This window comes from Methylococcales bacterium, assembly GCA_030949405.1.
Taxonomy (GTDB): Bacteria; Pseudomonadota; Gammaproteobacteria; order Methylococcales; family Methylomonadaceae; genus WTBX01.
The window spans coordinates 1009292-1027533 of the sequence record JAUZSN010000002.1 but is presented as its reverse complement, the minus strand read 5'-3'; the positions used below and the strand labels follow the sequence as shown (position 1 = coordinate 1027533).

22 protein-coding genes are annotated in these 18242 nt (G+C 36.1%); 15 read left to right on the top strand and 7 right to left on the bottom strand.

The annotated features are described in order from the left end of the window. Positions 1-54 precede the first annotated feature (54 nt). From Q9M50_05465 to Q9M50_05440, 6 genes are all read left to right on the top strand, one after another. A complete protein-coding gene (locus Q9M50_05465) occupies positions 55-504 on the top strand; it encodes a hypothetical protein (GenBank protein ID MDQ7090078.1) in 450 nt (149 codons plus the stop codon). A gap of 37 nt (positions 505-541) precedes the next feature. Beyond that, positions 542-733 carry a hypothetical protein gene (locus Q9M50_05460; GenBank protein MDQ7090077.1) on the top strand — a complete coding sequence of 64 codons (192 nt, stop codon included), beginning with the start codon at positions 542-544 and terminating at the stop codon, positions 731-733. Positions 734-866: 133 nt separating this feature from the next. Continuing rightward, complete coding sequence (locus tag Q9M50_05455; GenBank protein MDQ7090076.1) at positions 867-1079, top strand: hypothetical protein; 213 nt, start codon at positions 867-869, stop codon at positions 1077-1079. Between the two features lie 56 nt (positions 1080-1135). Next, positions 1136-1279, top strand: coding sequence for a hypothetical protein (locus Q9M50_05450; protein MDQ7090075.1), 144 nt, complete (start codon positions 1136-1138; stop codon positions 1277-1279). Further along, entirely contained in the window at positions 1272-1985 is a 714-nt protein-coding gene (locus Q9M50_05445; GenBank protein ID MDQ7090074.1) for a hypothetical protein, read from the top strand. Before Q9M50_05450 ends, Q9M50_05445 begins: the two co-directional genes overlap by 8 nt. A 257-nt stretch (positions 1986-2242) precedes the next feature. Continuing rightward, complete coding sequence (locus Q9M50_05440; GenBank protein ID MDQ7090073.1) at positions 2243-3601, top strand: MFS transporter; 1359 nt, start codon at positions 2243-2245, stop codon at positions 3599-3601. Between the two features lie 22 nt (positions 3602-3623). On the opposite strand, the gene Q9M50_05435 is transcribed toward Q9M50_05440, so the two are convergent. Continuing rightward, positions 3624-4244: a hypothetical protein gene (locus Q9M50_05435; GenBank protein ID MDQ7090072.1), complete on the bottom strand. Its 621-nt coding sequence runs from the start codon at positions 4242-4244 to the stop codon at positions 3624-3626. A 198-nt stretch (positions 4245-4442) separates the two neighbouring features. Here Q9M50_05435 and Q9M50_05430 point away from each other — a divergent pair, with 198 nt between their 5' ends. Further along, positions 4443-4946 carry a transposase family protein gene (locus Q9M50_05430; protein ID MDQ7090071.1) on the top strand — a complete coding sequence of 168 codons (504 nt, stop codon included), beginning with the start codon at positions 4443-4445 and terminating at the stop codon, positions 4944-4946. Between the two features lie 78 nt (positions 4947-5024). Beyond that, positions 5025-5369: a transposase family protein gene (locus tag Q9M50_05425; protein ID MDQ7090070.1), complete on the top strand. Its 345-nt coding sequence runs from the start codon at positions 5025-5027 to the stop codon at positions 5367-5369. 7 nt (positions 5370-5376) lie between these two features. Here Q9M50_05425 and Q9M50_05420 read toward each other — a convergent pair whose 3' ends face one another. Beyond that, a complete protein-coding gene (locus Q9M50_05420) occupies positions 5377-5733 on the bottom strand; it encodes a hypothetical protein (protein MDQ7090069.1) in 357 nt (118 codons plus the stop codon). Positions 5734-6523: 790 nt separating this feature from the next. On the opposite strand from Q9M50_05420, the gene Q9M50_05415 reads away from it, so the two are divergent. Further along, positions 6524-8680 (top strand): Tex family protein, encoded by a 2157-nt coding sequence (locus Q9M50_05415; protein ID MDQ7090068.1) that lies wholly within the window; start codon positions 6524-6526, stop codon positions 8678-8680. A gap of 142 nt (positions 8681-8822) precedes the next feature. Further along, complete coding sequence (locus Q9M50_05410; protein MDQ7090067.1) at positions 8823-10463, top strand: SulP family inorganic anion transporter; 1641 nt, start codon at positions 8823-8825, stop codon at positions 10461-10463. 284 nt (positions 10464-10747) lie between these two features. On the opposite strand, the gene Q9M50_05405 is transcribed toward Q9M50_05410, so the two are convergent. Beyond that, positions 10748-11155: a hypothetical protein gene (locus Q9M50_05405; GenBank protein ID MDQ7090066.1), complete on the bottom strand. Its 408-nt coding sequence runs from the start codon at positions 11153-11155 to the stop codon at positions 10748-10750. A 374-nt stretch (positions 11156-11529) separates the two neighbouring features. Here Q9M50_05405 and Q9M50_05400 point away from each other — a divergent pair, with 374 nt between their 5' ends. Then, complete coding sequence (locus tag Q9M50_05400; GenBank protein ID MDQ7090065.1) at positions 11530-12042, top strand: hypothetical protein; 513 nt, start codon at positions 11530-11532, stop codon at positions 12040-12042. Here Q9M50_05400 and Q9M50_05395 read toward each other — a convergent pair. From Q9M50_05395 to Q9M50_05380, 4 genes are all read right to left on the bottom strand, one after another. Further along, entirely contained in the window at positions 12019-12318 is a 300-nt protein-coding gene (locus Q9M50_05395) for an agmatine deiminase family protein (protein ID MDQ7090064.1), read from the bottom strand. The genes Q9M50_05400 and Q9M50_05395 overlap by 24 nt on opposite strands. Further along, entirely contained in the window at positions 12248-12535 is a 288-nt protein-coding gene (locus tag Q9M50_05390; protein MDQ7090063.1) for an agmatine deiminase family protein, read from the bottom strand. The genes Q9M50_05395 and Q9M50_05390 overlap by 71 nt, the downstream gene beginning before the upstream one ends. After that, positions 12522-12803, bottom strand: a complete 282-nt coding sequence (locus Q9M50_05385) for a hypothetical protein (GenBank protein ID MDQ7090062.1) — start codon at positions 12801-12803, stop codon at positions 12522-12524. The genes Q9M50_05390 and Q9M50_05385 overlap by 14 nt, the downstream gene beginning before the upstream one ends. 190 nt (positions 12804-12993) lie before the next feature. Continuing rightward, the gene (locus Q9M50_05380; GenBank protein ID MDQ7090061.1) at positions 12994-13911 is read right to left on the bottom strand and encodes a methyltransferase domain-containing protein; all 918 of its coding nucleotides are present in this window, start codon (positions 13909-13911) and stop codon (positions 12994-12996) included. Between the two features lie 476 nt (positions 13912-14387). Here Q9M50_05380 and Q9M50_05375 point away from each other — a divergent pair, with 476 nt between their 5' ends. From Q9M50_05375 to Q9M50_05360, 4 genes are all read left to right on the top strand, one after another. Beyond that, positions 14388-15302, top strand: coding sequence for an adenylate/guanylate cyclase domain-containing protein (locus Q9M50_05375; protein MDQ7090060.1), 915 nt, complete (start codon positions 14388-14390; stop codon positions 15300-15302). Positions 15303-15512: 210 nt separating this feature from the next. After that, a complete protein-coding gene (trxB, locus tag Q9M50_05370; protein MDQ7090059.1) occupies positions 15513-16469 on the top strand; it encodes a thioredoxin-disulfide reductase in 957 nt (318 codons plus the stop codon). An 82-nt stretch (positions 16470-16551) separates the two neighbouring features. After that, positions 16552-17247 (top strand): leucyl/phenylalanyl-tRNA--protein transferase, encoded by a 696-nt coding sequence (gene aat / locus Q9M50_05365; protein MDQ7090058.1) that lies wholly within the window; start codon positions 16552-16554, stop codon positions 17245-17247. Then, complete coding sequence (locus Q9M50_05360; GenBank protein MDQ7090057.1) at positions 17232-17939, top strand: arginyltransferase; 708 nt, start codon at positions 17232-17234, stop codon at positions 17937-17939. The genes aat and Q9M50_05360 overlap by 16 nt, the downstream gene beginning before the upstream one ends. The last annotated feature ends 303 nt before the right edge of the window (positions 17940-18242 follow it).

The window sequence follows — 18242 nt, the reverse complement described above, 5'->3', positions numbered from 1 at the left end:
TTTTGTCCCGTCTTAAGTTGGTAGCCAAAAAATAATGCGGTTAATAAGGCTTTAATTTATGGAGCCAATGGCTCTGGAAAATCTAATTTAGGATTAGCTATTTTTGATATTGTTTCGCATTTAACAGATAAAAATTTTGAAAGAAATTTCTATGAAAACTATTTGAATGCTGATAATAAAAATGATTTATCTGAATTTAAGTATCTTTTTAATTTTGAAGGTCATATTGTCGAATATTCCTATGGAAAATTTGACCTTCAGCTCTTAGCTTATGAGTCTTTAAAAATTAATGATGAATGCGTAATTTCACTAGATCGTAGAAAAAGTAGCAAGGCATATATTAATATTAAAGGAGCTGAAAATTTAAATACTGAAATGGGGAATTCTAAAATACCTATAATTAATTATGTTAAAAATAATACAGTTCGTACTCCAAATACAATTAATAATACGGCTACCAACTTAAGGCGGGACAGTTTTAAATCCCCAATATTTACAAAGTGAGGAAAATCAACAATCGTGCAGTAGTTGATTTTACTGGATGTCCCGTCTTAAGTTGGTAGCCAATAATACATTTGAAAAATTTATAGATTTTATTAATAAAATGTTATTTTTTAAATCTTTAAATGAAACTTATTATTTAGGTTTTGAAAATGGTTCTTGGGATGTTTTAGCTGATATTATTGAGAATGATAATGTTCAAGATTTTCAAGATTTTCGGCTACCAACTTAAGGCGGGACAGTTTTAAATCCCCAATATTTACAAAGTGAGGAAAATCAACAATCGTGCAGTAGTTGATTTTACTGGATGTCCCGTCTTAAGTTGGTAGCCAGATTTTCTTAATCAAGCTGGAATTGAATGTGAATTGAAAATCGTTAATAGAAATGGACGGCCTAGTTTAGATTTCATTTATAATGAAAAAAATATTTCTTTTAATGAAGTTTCTTCTACAGGAACTCATTCACTTGAATTATTTTATTTCTGGTTGCAACGATTAAAAGAAAATAACAAAGTCTCTTTTGTTTTTATTGATGAATTTGAGCTTTTTACCATCATGAATTATCTGAATTGGTTGTAAAAGAGTTAAAAAAGATTGATGCTCAAGTTATTTTAACAACACATAATACAAGCATTATGACTAATGATTTGCTTAGACCCGATTGTTATTTTTTAATGAATCCAGAAAAAATAAAACCACTAAGTCAATGTACTGAAAAAGAATTACGCTTTGCACATAATATTGAAAAAATTTATCGTGCGGATGGTTTTCATGTCTAAAATTATTTTATTCGTTTTTGAAGGAGTAAAAACGGAAGCTCATATTTATAACTCTTTACGAAAATATTTTTTAAGTGAGAATGATCATTCCATTATTTGCGCGACCTTTAACACAGTCATCTACAAACTTTATAAAGACTTACAAAAATATGATGAGCTTGAGCTTAAGTTTGATTTAATTGAAGAATTAAGACCTAATAATACGGGGGTTCTTGATGGAATTGTTAGAAAAAATATTGCTGAAATTTATTTAATTTTTGATTACGATGGTCATGCTTCAAATGCATCTGATGAAAAACTTACAGAGATGCTTGAGTATTTTAATAATGAAACTGAAAACGGTAAGCTCTATATTAGTTATCCAATGATTGAAGCCATTAAACATCTTAAATCCGATATTCCTTTTCACGAAACAACGGCAGAAGCAAAACAAAAGACTTCATATAAAGAAAGAGTTAGCCACGAATGTAATGAATGTTATAAAAATTTTTGGCAATGGGATCATCAGCACTGGGCAGTCATTATTCAGGAACATTGTCGTAAGTTAAATTTTATAACAACAGGTCATTATACTTTTCCTAATCAGACTTTTGAGCAATCGGAAATTTTTGAGGCTCAATTAGAAAAATATATTAACCCTGATAATAAAGTCGCCGTGTTAAGTGCTTTTCCCGTTCTCTTATTGGATTATTATGGCGCAACTTAGCTTTCTAAAAAAGTTGATACTGGCTTCAATATTATAAAAACATAACGTTAAAACACACCCTAGATTAAAGAAATTTTATTGAACCGTACATTCTTCCATGCTTTTCTTCTCCTCCTGCTATTCCCGCTATTAATTGAATTTATTAAGTTTTTAAGGGTCTGGACTTTAGTGAATAATCACTATGATATTATAGCCCCTTTAGACCTGTTATTTTAGGAGTATTTTACTTGGCCGAATTACAAGATATTACCAGCCCAATGACTTCATTGGAGCGGCGTGCGACCCTTTCCTTAGCCAGCATTTATGCATTACGAATGTTAGGCTTGTTTATGATTTTACCCGTATTATCTCTTTTTTCTGAACAATTAGAAGGCGCAACGCCGCTCTTAATTGGTTTAGCCATTAGTATTTATGGTTTAAGCCAAGCCCTTTTGCAAATTCCCTTTGGATTACTCTCCGATCGTTTTGGGCGCAAAAAAATTATTATTATCGGATTGATTTTATTTTCCGCAGGCAGTTTAGTCGCAGCGGTATCGACAACCATTTATGGGGTCTTATTAGGGCGTGCCTTACAAGGCTGTGGCGCAATTGCCGCCGCAATTATGGCCTTAGTCGCTGATCTAACACAGGAAGTTCATCGTACCAAAGCGATGGCAACTATTGGGGCGAGTATCGGCATATCCTTTGGCATCGCCATTACGCTAGGCCCTATTATTGCAGGTTTTATCGGCATACAAGGTATTTTTTACTTAACCGCCGTATTAGCCTTACTCGCTATTTTAGTCGTCCTTTTTATTGTGCCTAACCCGCAAAAATCCATCGTTCACCGTGATGCCCAACTCGTCCCTACACAAATAAAAAATGTTCTAAAAAATACAGACTTACTCCGCTTAAACTATGGCATTTTTATTCTTCACCTCATTTTAACCGCAAGCTTCGTTGTTTTACCCTTATTGATTCGAGACGCCGGCCTTGCAGCAGAAGATCACTGGCAAGTTTATTTGCCTATTTTAGTCACCTCTATGATCGTTATTGTGCCATTTATTATTTTAGCCGAGAAAAAACGACAAATGAAAGTCGTTTTTATAGGGGCTATTCTAACTCTAGTCATTGCTAATACCGCGTTAAGTTATTTTTATCATGACTTAACCTTGCTCATTGGCTTACTATGGCTCTTTTTCTGTGGCTTTAACTTATTAGAGGCGACCTTACCTTCGTTGATTTCAAAAACAGCCCCAGCCGATTTAAAAGGAACCGCGATGGGGGCGTATTCAAGTTCCCAGTTTATGGGGGCTTTTTTAGGTGGGGTAACGGGTGGCTGGCTCTATGGCGAATACGGTGCGCAAACTGTTTTTTTATCTACCGCAGCAGCAGCCTTAAGCTGGGCTTTCATTGCTTTGTTTATGCGTCCTCCTCGCTATTTAGCTAATTTATTAATTTCCTTGGAAGAAATCAATCATCAACAAGCGGAAGAATTTAGCAATGAACTCCTCGCAATTACAGGGATTTCAGAAGCACGGTTACACTTTGAAGAAAATACGGCTTATTTAAAAGTGGATAATCAATTATTAAATAAAACGCAGTTACAAGAAATGCTATCTCGTTGGGCTCGTTAATTTAAACACCCGTATCCATAAGCTACCATTTATTTAAATGTAAAGGTTCAGCCATTAAGCCTAAGCTATAACACCCATTATGAAAATCAATCACATCACTTAATTTTTGTTGAGTTTCCTCTGCAATTCTCACTAAACTTACCGTATGCTTATTCATAAAAGAAGCAATAATTAAATAACTTCTATTGGCACTCACCATTGAAATATCAGGCCATGAGTGTAGATATACATTATCTTCAAGATAATAATGCGCCATAAGACGACCTTGCGAAGCGGTAATCGTTGCGTACCATAATAAATCATTTAAGTCTTTAGTTTTCAATCCCCCAATTTGTTTTTTTAACGCCTCACCCGATAATAGCTTAATCTCAATATCCTTAGGCGGCGTTAAAAATAAAGACGTGAGGCCCTCAATCCCTGCTGAACAAAAATAACAATCTTGCTCTGGCAGTAAATAAAGTGCGGGCTTCCCTTTTATACTGCAACGATAAATATTACCCATTTTAATACTTTTTTGAAGAATACCTAAAAAATAACGACCGGGTATAAATAAAGGCGGCGAAGTTATAGGACTCTTATTTAACCCTCCCTCTTTTTTAGGTAAAGGAGGGCCGACTATAATATTCTTATCTAAAGTACTCACTTTTTCAGGCTCAAGGATCTTTTCTACAATAGACTTGTTCTTCTAAATAAAATATATTAAAATCAATTGCTTATATATACTTGATAACATTCACAATCAGTTGATACAGCCTAATAAATAAACTTTAAATTAAATTATTAAAAATAATAAATAAGCTTTATAATAAATTTCTATAAAAAATAAAAATCAAAGTATAACATGAAAATAAAAGAAATTTTACCAAGAATTTATGATGATAGACAGTTAAGAGCTTTAACAGGATTAAAAACAGAACATTTTATTTTACTATTATCTCTATTTGAAAAGACCCTTATTGAAGATCAAAAAGAAAAACATGAAAATAAAGAAAGAAAATACGGTAGTGGTTTAGATAGCACATTAAAAAAACCCGCAGACAAATTATTATTTATATTAAATTATATGAAGTGCTATTCTACTTTCGATCACTTAGGGTTTTCTTTTAATATGAATAAATCATGCGCCCATACTCATGTATACAAATTATTTCCAATTTTAATAAAGACGTTAGATATATTTAATGTTTTACCTGCAACAAGTTTTTCAACCCCTGAAGAAATGCAGCAGGCTTTTGGCGGAGTTCAAACATTGATAATAGATGCTACAGAGCGTGCTGTACAACGCCCTAGTGACTATGAAGAACAAAATGAATTTTACAGTGGTAAAAAAACAGCATACAATTAAAAATACCACTATAGCTTCTTTAGGTCATTTAATTTTATATATTGGGGTTAGTTTTCCGGTAAAAATCATGATTATGGAATGTTTAAAAAAGAATTTAATCCAGAATTAAATTGGTTTAGTAATTTTAATATATTTATTGATTTAGGTTATTTGGGGTTTAATAATGAATATAAAACTAATTCGGTAAATATTCCTCATAAAAAACCAAATAAATCTAAGCATAATCCAAACCCAACATTAACAGAAAATCAAAAAAAAGAAAACAAAGAGATGAGTCGTGAAAGAGTCATTGTTGAGCATGTAATCGGTGGAATGAAAAGATATAGATGCCTAGTTGACAAGTTTAGAAATAAAAAAGAAGGTGTAAAAGATTTATTTTCTTTTTTAGCGGCTATCCTATGGAATTTTAACATGATATATTAACTTCTTCTTAAAGAACAAGTCTATTATTACTTTCTTCTTTTGCAATGTCATTCAATAATTTAATTAATGCGGCTCGGTTAGGAAGATGAGTTTCTTTTTTTAATAATTTCCAGCGAACATTTAAATCGTTTAAATCCACACTATAAGCGACCAGTATTGCTTTAGCATAAGTCTTCTGAATTTCATTCCAGCGTTTTACTGTAATTATCGTTTCATAGGGAATAAAAATAACCTGAGCAGTATCTTTATCGACAATATCCCACTCTTGATTAAGTTCCCGTACTGATAAAACCAATAAAGATGTAAAAATTTTTTGCTGGCTTTCATTAAAATTTAAAAATGCTAACGTTGTTTTTTTTAACATGATTTCACCTGTGTTATATAATTTAATTTACGCGATGTAAACCTTTAATAAAGATGTAATACACCACACCTTTACTTTTATTAACAGCTCTATTGAATAAATAAATTTTTCCATCTACAGCGAAAATAAAGGTTAAAAAACATTAAACCATTTAACTAGAAGGGTAATCACTAGAATAATTAGCATTCCTATGCATCTTCGCAATATAGTTAATAAGAAGAATTTTTTATACCAAATAGCTTACCCTTTGTTTTATTAGGTTATAATATTTTAACATTGTAACATTTTAATAATTCATTTTTTGACAAAAATTGTCAATTTATATCATTTAAGTGCCTCATACCCTTATGATTTAACCCTACATTTTAAGATGGATAAACAACTTATCAACTTATGATAATTTTTATAATATATTATCCTAATTTAATGAAAAAAAATCAGCAACTAAATATAATTATTCTAGCAATAAATAGCCTGTAAATAACGGCTACCAACTTAAAGCGGGACACTTTTAACTTCAAGGTTGAATGAAAGTTAATAACCATGCAGTAGTTGAATTTACTGCTGTCCCGCCTTAAGTTGGTAGCCAAGATAATTTAAGCATCCCACTAACACTTGAAAGCTTATAAAAACTAAACAGTATCATTTCTTAATTTTTTCACCTCAAATTCTCCCATTCACGTCACAACGCTTGGCTTTATATGGTACCCGCAAAAAAAATAAGTATTTATAATCGTGATTATTGACAAACTGCTACAATGACAATTTCATCAGCTCACTTATCAATGACATGGATATTACCTCACTCTTATCACAAGAACTCAGCGTTACTCATTCGCAAATTGATGCCACCATCAAATTACTCGATGAAGGGTCAACCGTCCCTTTTATTGCACGTTATCGAAAAGAAATCACCCAAGGGCTGGATGATAGTCAATTAAGAACCCTCGAAGAACGTTTAAATTATTTGCGTGAATTAGAATCGCGTCGCCAAACCATTCTCGACAGCATTCACAACCAAAACAAACTCACGCCTGAATTAAAACAAACCATTAACCAAGTTGAAACTAAAACACAACTAGAAGATTTATATTTACCCTATAAACCTAAACGTCGTACAAAAGCCCAAATAGCGCGAGAAGCGGGGCTTGAACCTCTATTAGAGACCCTGCTCGCAAACAGAACCCTATCCCCTGAAACACTTGCAGCAACGTATCTTGATTCGACGCATAACATTAATCAAGCGACAGATGCCTTAGAGGGGGCAAAACAAATTTTAATGGAACGCATTAGTGAAGATGCGCCGCTTTTAAATCAATTACGAGAACGGGTTTGGGAACAAGGAAACCTTCATGCTAAAGTCGTAAGCGGTAAAGAAACCGAGGCGGTCAAATTTAAAGATTATTTTGACTATCATGAAGCCATTCATAAAATTCCCTCACACCGAGCTTTAGCTTTATTTAGAGGCCGTAATGAAAAATTATTAACCCTCACATTAAACCCTGCAAAGGCGGCAACGGCACCTGATGATTATTATATTCAACGGATTATTTTAAATCTTAATGCCGATAAAAATAGCCCTGTAAACCAATGGTTACAACTTGTTGCCCGTTTTGCATGGAAAGTAAAATTATTGACTCGTATTGATTTAGATTTAAAATCACGGTTATTAGAATTAGCCGAAACCGAAGCCATTCGAGTTTTTGCCGATAATCTTAGAGACTTATTACTCGCCTCTCCCGCAGGGGCTAAAGTGACGATGGGCTTAGATCCTGGTATTCGGACAGGGGTTAAAGTCGCCATTGTTGACACTACGGGAAAAGTGATTGATTTCACAACTATTTATCCTCATCCCCCGAAAAAACAATGGGATGAATCCATTGAACACTTGGCTAAATTGATAAACCAACATTCAATTGAATTAATTAGTATCGGTAATGGCACAGGCTCGCGTGAAACCGATCAGTTAGTGAGTGATTTAGGAAAACGTTATCCTAAGCTTCGATTTAATAACGTGATGGTTTCAGAAGCAGGGGCCTCTGTTTATTCGGCCTCTGAATTAGCGGCAAAGGAATTTCCTGATTTGGATGTTTCAATACGAGGGGCCGTCTCTATTGCTCGACGCTTACAAGATCCTTTAGCGGAATTAGTTAAAATTGAAGCCAAAGCCATCGGCGTTGGGCAATATCAACATGATGTTAATCAAACGCAACTCGCTAGAATGTTAGATACCGTGGTTGAAGATTGTGTTAATGCGGTAGGCGTTAATGTGAATACGGCCTCCGCTCCTTTATTAAAACAAGTCTCTGGCGTGTCGATGAGTATTAGTCAAAATATCGTTGATTATCGGAATGAAAACGGGGCTTTTAAAAATAGAAAACAACTTAAAAAAGTGGCTCGTTTAGGTGAAAAAGCGTATCAACAATCTGCAGGTTTTTTAAGAATTATTAATGGCGATAATCCCCTTGATGCCTCGGCTGTGCATCCCGAAGCGTATCCTATCGTCAAGACTATTTTAGAAAAAAATACAACGACTATCCGTGCTATTATCGGTCAGAAACAGTCGCTTCAATCGCTTAACCCACGTGATTATGTCACTGAAAAATTTGGCTTACCAACGATTAATGATATTTTTTCTGAACTTGAAAAACCAGGCCGAGACCCTCGACCTGAATTTAAACGTGTTAAATTTAAAGAAGGCGTTGAAAAAATAACGGATTTAACCGAAGGGATGCTTTTAGAAGGCGTGGTAACCAATGTCGCTAACTTTGGTGCCTTTATTGATATTGGAGTGCATCAAGATGGCTTGGTTCATATCTCACACTTAGCGAATAAATTTGTTAAAGATCCGCGTGAAATTGTCAAAACAGGTGAAATGGTTAAGGTTAAAGTCATGGCGATTGATATTGCACGTCAACGAATTACCTTGTCGATGAAACAAGTCTAAAGCCGAATCTTAGCTAGTCAGCCAACTGTATTTTTCCTTTTTTAAACTTATTGTCTATTACTTATCTGGAATGATTATTGCCTAAAAATTAAAACAAAAATCAACTCAATATATTATTTTTTACCGTTTATTTAACTGTCTTATGAAGAAGAAATTATTATCGCCCCCCCTTTTACCAAAACAAGGATTAGAGGGGTTAAAAGAAAATTGGCAAAGTGATTTAATCGCAGGTTTCGCTGTTTTTTTAACGGCATTACCCTTATGCCTAGCCATTGCCTTAGCGTCAGGATTTCCACCCGCCTCAGGTATTATTACCGCGATTATTGGTGGGTTAATGGTCTCCCGAATTAATGGATCTTTTGTGACCATTAATGGCCCGGCTGCGGGTTTAATTGTCGTTATATTTTCCGCTGTTCAGAGCTTAGGGGACGGTGATGTTATTGCAGGTTATCGCTATACCTTAGCGGCCATTGTTTTTGCAAGTGCGTTACAAGTTTTAATGGGTTGGTCGAAAGTTGGACGTTTAAGTGCTTTTTTCCCGACCTCAGTCGTACATGGGATGTTAGCGGCTATTGGGATTATTATCATGGCTCAACAAACGCATGTGATGTTAGGTATCACCCCCGATGTGGGTAATATATTTTTTATTATCGCACAAATTCCTGAAAGTTTACTTAACCCAACCCCTAAAATAGCGATTATCGGCTTAAGTGGTTTGATTATTATTTCGGTCTGGTCCTTATTGAAACCATCAAAACTCAAACGTATACCGGTTCCTATTGTTGTCTTATTTACAGGAATGCTGTTGGCCCAAATTTTTGGGTTACAACATGAACATTTACATCTTAATTTATCAGCGATTGAAGAACATCAGCATTTAGTTGAACCGCAATTTTTAGTTAAGCTCCCTGATTATTTTTTAGCAAGTTTTTATTACCCCGATTTTTCTAAAGTTTTTACCAGCGAGTTTTTAGGGGCGGTCATTAGCATTTGTTTAGTCGGTAGCCTTGAGTCTCTATTAAGTGCCGCAGCCATCGATAAGCTGGATCCCTATCAGCGTAAATCTGATTTAAATCGTGATTTAACCGCCATCGGCTTGGGAAATATGATTTCAGGCTTTATCGGCGGCTTACCGATGATTGCTGAAATTATACGCAGTACCACTAATGTTAATAATGGGGCGAAAACGGGCTGGTCAAACTTTTTCCATGCCTTAATCTTATTAATGTTTGTGGTTTTATTTCCTCATTTTATTCATAACATCCCCTTAGCCTCATTGGCGGTCTTACTCATTTATACGGGGTATAGCTTAGCCTCGCCCGCTTCATTTAAAAAAATATTTGAAATAGGTAAAGAGCAATTCTTAGTTTTTATTATTACGATTATCAGTGTACTCGCAACGGATTTACTCTTAGGGGTTATGCTTGGAATTGTAAGTAAATTACTCATCCATATTGTGCGGGGGGTTTGGCTTGATAATCTCTTTAAAATTAAGTTTAGCATTCAGTCGCCAAATCAACACACGATTGTAATTAAGTTGACGGGGTCTGCTTTATTTTCAAATTTTTTACCCTTAAGAAAGGCATTATCCGAATTAGATACGGGTAAAAATTTGATTTTTAATTTTACAGACAGCTATTTAATTGATTATACCGTGACAGAATATATTAGCGATTTTAGTCGCCAGTATCGTGCAGAAGGCGGGCAATGCTATCAAGTGGGGACGGCATTAAACACGTTTTCAGATCATCCATTAGCAGCGCGATTAATGGCGAAAATATAATTCCATAACCTTGATTATTTTGGCTACCAACCATAATGGAACATTATGGAGCGAGGCTTAACCGTTCGTCCTGAGCCTAGTCGAAGGGCGGACGATTAAGCCATTCATACTTCGACAAGCTCAGTACGAACGGCTTAACGTCAACGTGTCCTGTCTTAAGTTGGTAGCCATTATTTTTGAATCACATTAGTTACGCTCATAAAAAAACGGGTTCATTATTAAATAATAAACCCGTATCTTAATCCTTAAAGCTGTACAAAAACGTACCTCTTTTAAAAAATTATTTATTCCATAAATGCTTTATAAGCGCCTTCAATTTCTTTGAAAGTTTCAACAGCTTTCGTCATTTTAGCAACGGCTTCATCTTGCTTACCTTTTTTATAAGCTGAACGTGCTTTACTTACATAACCTAATGCTTTTTCACGAAGACGATAGGTTGTTGCGCTTTCATTTGTTTTCGCAATTTGCTTAGTTTTTTTAAACTCAACCAAAACATCTTTAACATCACCACCCGCTATAGCGGCTGCTAATGTGATCTCTGCTTGTTCAATAGCTGCACCAATAGCTATTTTAGTTGCAGCAGGTTTTTGGTTTTCAATTTTACCCGCTGGTTTTGCCATAACAGAAGGGGCAACAGCAAGCATTGCTGTACAAAGAGATAAAGCAATTACTAATTTTTTAAATAAACCCATTTGAAGATTATAACCTCGTATATATGACTGTAAGCAATATTACTTACGTCTTTCATCATACCACAAAAAATATTTTTTCAAGATAGGGCGTGTATCAAAATGAGTGGTTAAAAGTCACCCATTATTACGATCTAACTCAACAGCCTAAATTCCGCTAAAAAGAAACTGACTAATAAACCCAAAACTTTCAATTTTATTTATGGGAGTGTAAATAAAATTTAATTCTGATTAGTTGCGTCTTATTTTTTATAACACAATGATATTAAAGTGTAATTTTTTAAATAAATTATCCTATAAAAAACTGTTTTCCCGCCCTTAAACCCTATTTACCTACTATAATAGTCAGAAAATACTTATTTATAAAAAATTCACTTATGTTTGCTCATTCATTACCTCTTTTTTTTATGCACTTAAATATGGGCAGTTTTTTAGAATTGTCGATTATTTTTGCCACTTTAGGGGGTGTTTTATACATTAGCGCCCCCCTTGTTAATGGTTTGGTTGAAGATAAACCGTTCAGCTCCCCGCTTTATTATTGTTTATATGCGTGGACAGCAAAACTTGCCCTATGGCGTGTATTTTGGCCTTTTTTTATCGCGTTAAATATAGGGTTGTATACCGCAGATTATGCGATGAGTATCGGCGAGTTTACGGTTTCTAGCTGGGATGATGTCCATTTCATGCTCTTTGTATTTGGTTGCTTTTGGACGGTCGTCGTATGGCGAAATTCAATTAACTGTTTATCACAAATTTGGATGGCTTCCGCTCGATTAATGACTTTGACCTTATTTTTTGAATTTGGGGTAAAAATTGTTATGCGTATTTATTATCCACGAATTTTATTTGATTGTTCGCACCGCGTATTAGATTATATGGTGTGTTTTTAAATAGGTTCTTGTTGCGTCGTACAATGTATTCCCCCCCCGCCCGCTGCCAATGCCATCAATATTAAGTTGCACCATATCACGGCGTGGAAATAAAGCTTGTAAGGTTTTTTTAGCCACGGCATCGGCTTTTTTATCCCCAAACTCAGGTAGAATAACCGCCCCATTACATAGATAATAATTAATATAGCCTGCGGAAAAATCATCGTTATTTTCTGTTTTTCGGATAACCGTGGGAGAAGGGAATAACGACAACCTCAAGTTGACGACCTTGCGCATCTGTTGCCGTGTTTAAAATCTCTAAATGCGCGTGAGTAACGGTATAATCAAAATAGTTAGGATTGGTTTCTAAACTAACGACCACACGACCTGGTTGTGAAAATCGTGCATAAAAATCGGTATGCCCATCGGTAATATCCTTACCTTTTATTCCAGGCAACCAAATAATTTTTTCCAATCCTAATAAATAATTTAATTCCGTTTCAGGCGATGGCATTCGCAATCGTCGCTAAATTTTTCTGAACTTCAGGTAATAATTTTTTACCCCATATTTTTTGACTGGCCCCAAACGCCATCCAAGTTCGTTTGTGTGTTTCGGCCTCATCGGGCATAAACCAGCGATAATTATTTGTTACGGTTGCCGCATTAATTTTTTTTGAAAAAGGATGGGATAATAACAAGGCACATGTTTGAATAAAATGGCGACGAGTAAACATCTTATTTATTTGGATGGTGAAATGAAGTGAAAAATGGGCATCCTTCATTTGGCTTAAAAGTAGTTTATACTTTATTCTTAAAAAATAGAGGGGAGTAAAATAGTTTTAGCTATTTTCGTGACTCGCCAACAGCTAAAGCTATTGGACTCCGAATTTAAACTGTAAACCGAAAAATGAAGGCTGCCGAAAAACGTGTATAAATTCTAATTTAAGTAAATCATACACGTTCTTAACGCGTTTATTTAGTGGCGGTAAAAATACAATATTCGGCGAGTTTGTCATGAAAAAAATCATACTGAGCAAAGCCTACTTTGTAATTGGCCGTTTGTGTTTTTGAACGCAAACCCAACCATTGGCTTATTTTTTGCACAGGGGCCAACCGCTTTGCAATTTTATACATGTATTTAGACGAGGGTAAAACCTGCTCGCTAATATCATACGCATGGCTTTCTTGGAATCCAGCTTCTTTAATTAAGCGGGTAAACTCGTCACGGTCGGATAAATTAGGGACTAACCAGCCATTTAAAAAGTCCATCACCGTTTGCCATTGCGTTTTATCAAATTCGCGTTGTAACATAAAGGCATCACACAAGGCTAATCGCCCACCTTTACGCAATAAACGATGCGCTTCTTTTAAAAAGGCCCCTTTATCAAGTGCGTAGCACGAACTTTCTAAAGCCCAGATTACATCAAAGGATTCATCTTCATACGGTGTTTTACAATAATCAGCAACTTCAAAATTAACCAGATGCTCCAGATTGCGACTTTTAGCTTTAGCATTCGCATAATCCGCTTGTTTATGACTGATGGTAATCCCCGTCACTTTATTTTTATATTCACCCGCCATCCATAATGAACTCCCGCCTAAACCACAACCTGCATCCAGTACATGATCCGAGGGTTTAATACCCGCTTTTTCGTATAAGGCTCGATTCGTATTCAGTAACGCTTGATGATGATTATAAGGTTTATCCTCATCCCAATACCCATAATGCAAGGCTAAATTATCCCGATTGCACCAAGCAAATAAATAATCTTGATGACAATCTTCATAATACTTAGCGGTATCTTCTAATAGCGTTTCATTCACCGCATCATCAGGGTTTAAATCTTTGTCGTGGTAATCTTTGTTAGATTCTAAATAGTAAGTAGTCACAAAAAGCTCGGTTTTAAAAATTAATAACAAGACTCATTAAACAATGAGGACTATAGAAGGTTATAAGTTGGGTCATATTAGTCGTATAATTAACGAAATTATCGATTTACAGAGAGACAAGACAGTCGGGTCTCTACCCATTTTTTATCCCCCTTAAATGGGGTCGCCATTAACGTGGCATTTAAAAATTAAAAAACATTAATTTATTTTAAAGGGCTATTGGAATGATTTGTAAAAATTAACGCTTTATTTTCATCCCTGAATGCGAAGATTATAACAAATATTTTACCCCCTAGTCTGCCTGAGTGTTTAAGCTCATCACTCACCAAATAAAGGCAACGCGCTTTAAAAGGGACGTATTTTCACCCACAGCCTTGTAAAATTGTATCAAGCCTCAAATTTATCATTAGAATTTGATTTTACGCAACAATGAAATTAATGTGTTATTTTGATTACCGTGTCAATGAGGAACTTAGTTGTTAAGGTTTTTTAAATTTAGAAATAAGTCGAGTCAAGACTGTACCGTGATGTTTGCTGATATTGCGGGGAGTACAGCCCTTTATGATGTGCTAGGCGATGCTGCCGCAAAACAAAAAATTGATCTTTGTCTTAATTTAATGAGTAAAATTACGGAAGACTATCAGGGAACAGTGATAAAAACCATTGGTGATGAGATTATGTGTCGTTATCCCTCGGCTAATCTTTCAGTACAAGCGGCGTGTGCAATGCACAACTCAATTGACAGTCATCATGAGCTACAAATGGCGGCAATGGCAATTAGAATTGGCTTACATTCTGGAAAAATTATTGAAGATAAAGGCGATATTTTTGGTGACACCGTTAATGTTGCCGCCCGTCTTTCAAGTTTTGCTAAAGCGAGACAAATTTTAATCTCTAGCGTCGTAGAAGCCGAACTTAATGAGTTTTTAAAAGTAATGGCACGGGTTTATGATCTTGCCCCCATTAAAGGGAAAAAAACTGAACTTTCTATTTGGGAAATTGTTTGGGAAGATAAGGATGATATGACTTATATTGCGCGAGAAACGCCGCAAACTTCCGCCGAAAGTTTAAAATTACAGCTTACCTTTAATCAGCAAAACTACCCCGTCTCGTCGGCCAGTATCCCTTTTAATTTAGGGCGTACCCAAGAAGCCAATATTTTAATTAATACCCAGTTTGTCTCCCGAATTCATGCTTTTATTGAATACAGCCGTGGAAAATATATTTTAGTGGATAAAAGCTCAAATGGGACTTACGTTTACTTTAATAAAACTCAGCAAACGGTTTTTTTACATAGAGAAGCAATGTCGTTGACAGGAAATGGGGTCATTAGTCTAGGTCAAACCATCGAAGCGGGAAAAAGCACCTTGGTCAATTTTGATTTTAAATAATGAGTATGAGGTTTGCTTAGGCGGTAATGAACCTATTCCAAAATCAATCTAACGGATCAAGATAAAACTGCGATATTTTTTTATGTTTATGGTAATATTTTCATCTAATTTTAATACCATTAACGTTAAAAAAATTGTTTTTGGTGATGACGTTAAAAATCAGCTATTAAAAAACAAGGTAGCTAACGTTCCCTTTTATGGAGTTAATCAATGAGTGATGTAAAACACTGTCGCCTTTTAATTTTAGGCTCAGGTCCCGCAGGTTATACAGCGGCTGTTTATGCGGCACGGGCAAATCTTAACCCTGTTATGGTGACAGGGATGCAGCAAGGGGGACAATTGACCACAACAACCGATGTTGATAATTGGCCTGGCGATTTTAAAGGCGTACAAGGGCCTGACTTAATGAGTCGGATGCAACAACATGCCGAACGTTTTGATACCGAGATTGTGTTCGATCATATTCATACTGCTGATTTATCACAACGCCCTTTTACATTAACGGGGGATTCAGGAACCTACACCTGTGACGCACTTATTATTGCAACAGGCGCATCGGCTAAATATTTAGGATTGGATTCAGAGACTGAGTTTCAAGGGCGCGGCGTGTCCGCCTGCGCTACTTGCGATGGTTTCTTTTATAAAAACAAACCCGTTGCGGTGATTGGCGGTGGAAATACCGCTGTTGAAGAATCGCTTTATTTAGCTAATATTGCCTCTAATGTAACAGTGGTTCATCGACGTGATAAATTTCGCTCTGAAAAAATCCTAAGCGATAAATTAATTGAAAAAAATGCGAATGGAAACGTCACTATCGAGTGGAATTATCAGTTAGATGAAGTCCTTGGCGATGATATGGGGGTCACGGGTATGCGTATTAAAAATACGCACGATGGCTCAACAAAGGATATTGATGTTCATGGGGTTTTTATTGCCATTGGACATACCCCTAACACCGGTATTTTTAATGGCCAGTTGATTATGAACCATGGCTATATTCAGGTTCATAGCGGCATTGAAGGTAATGCTACCTCAACCAGTGTCGAAGGCGTTTTTGCCGCAGGCGATGTGATGGATTCTATTTATAAGCAAGCGGTCACCTCCGCAGGTTCGGGCTGTATGGCCGCGCTAGATGCTGAAAAATACTTAGATGAACTAACGGATTAAAATTAAATGGTCAAAGGGTCAAATGGATTTACTTAACAATGCACTTAAGGCTTAGTATGATTAAAATAGGCAATGCTAACGCATGAAGCTAACACAGTTACAGTCAGAGTTCCCAGATGAATCGTTTCCGCCTGTTAGCACAGCATTAACCGATCCTGATGGTTTATTAGCGATGGGTGGGTGTTTATCGACAACACGACTCCTTAATGCCTATCAATCGGGTATTTTTCCATGGTTTAATCCTGAAGATCCTATTCTTTGGTGGTCACCTAATCCGCGTTTAGTTTTAGCCCCCACGGAATTAAACCTATCGCGTAGTTTAGCCAAAACGATTCGCCAACAACGCTTTAATTTTACAGTCGATAACGCCTTTAGTGAAGTTATTGAAGCCTGTTCAGGGGTTCGTAACGACAGTGATGACACATGGATTAGTGAAGAAATGAAACAAGCCTACACAAAACTTCATCATCAAGGGATCGCCCATTCTGCTGAAGCATGGCAAGACGGCCAACTGGTGGGGGGACTTTATGGCGTGGCAATTGGACAGGTTTTTTTTGGTGAATCGATGTTTCATACCCAAACCGATGCGTCTAAAGTCGCTTTTGTCCACTTATTAAATCACTTACATTTGTGGGGTTATCAATTAGTTGACTGCCAAGTTCACAGCAATCATTTAGCCAGTCTGGGTGCCTATGAAATTAGCCGTGAACTTTTTATCCAAAAACTCGCTAATTTTTGTAAAAAATCACCCCACTCTGAGGCATGGAAAAAAAAATGAGTTCCATTCCATTATTAGTGACCCCGCCGCAATTATGCAGTTACTTAGCGGATAGGGAGTCGCAATCCGCCTTTGTCAGTCCAAACTTAACGCTTGATACTTCGCTTTATTCTCGCTTAATTGAACATGGGTTTAGACGAAGTGGCGATGACGTTTACAGTCCTCGCTGTTCTGATTGTTCGGAATGTATTGCCTGTCGTGTTCCTGTCCAGCAATTTAAGCCAACACGTAGTCAAAAACGCTGTTTTAAAAAAAATAAGCCGACGACGGTTAACGTGCAACCTGCCCTGTTTAAACAGGAACACTATGATCTTTATATGCGTTATCAACACCATAAACACCCTGAAAGTGGAATGGCCTCATCAAGCCCTGACGAATATATTAATTTTTTAACGAGTTCGTGGTGTAAGACCTGCTTTGTCGAGTTTCATATTAATGAACAACTGGTCGCAGTTTCGATTGTTGATTTTCTCGACCACAGTTTATCGGCGGTCTATACCTTTTTTGATCCTGACTTTTCGAGTTACAGTCTGGGGGTCTATGCGGTACTTTGGCAAATCGAGCAGGCTCAACAATTGGAATTAGAGCATGTTTATCTGGGTTTTTGGATTGCAAATTGCCAAAAAATGGCTTACAAAGCACAGTATCATCCATTAGAAGGATTTATTAATCATCACTGGACGATTGTTTAGGCATAAGTGATTAATCACCTCCGAACGCCCTCTACAAAATCAAACGAGATTTTGCAGACTAAGGTTAGATTATTTCGCTTACTAAATAAGGCGACCAACATTAAGACGAGACAAGTTAAGGTTAGCTTGTCGAAGTATGAACAGCTTAACCGTCTACCTTTCGACTGAACTCAGGACGAACGGTTAAGCCTCGTTCCATAGTGTCCCGTCTTAAGTTGCTAGCCCGAAATAACATAATTCAGCATTAAGTCTTTCTTACTGAATTAAGTTTTTTACTCTCGAAAAAAAACTAACCTCAACCCA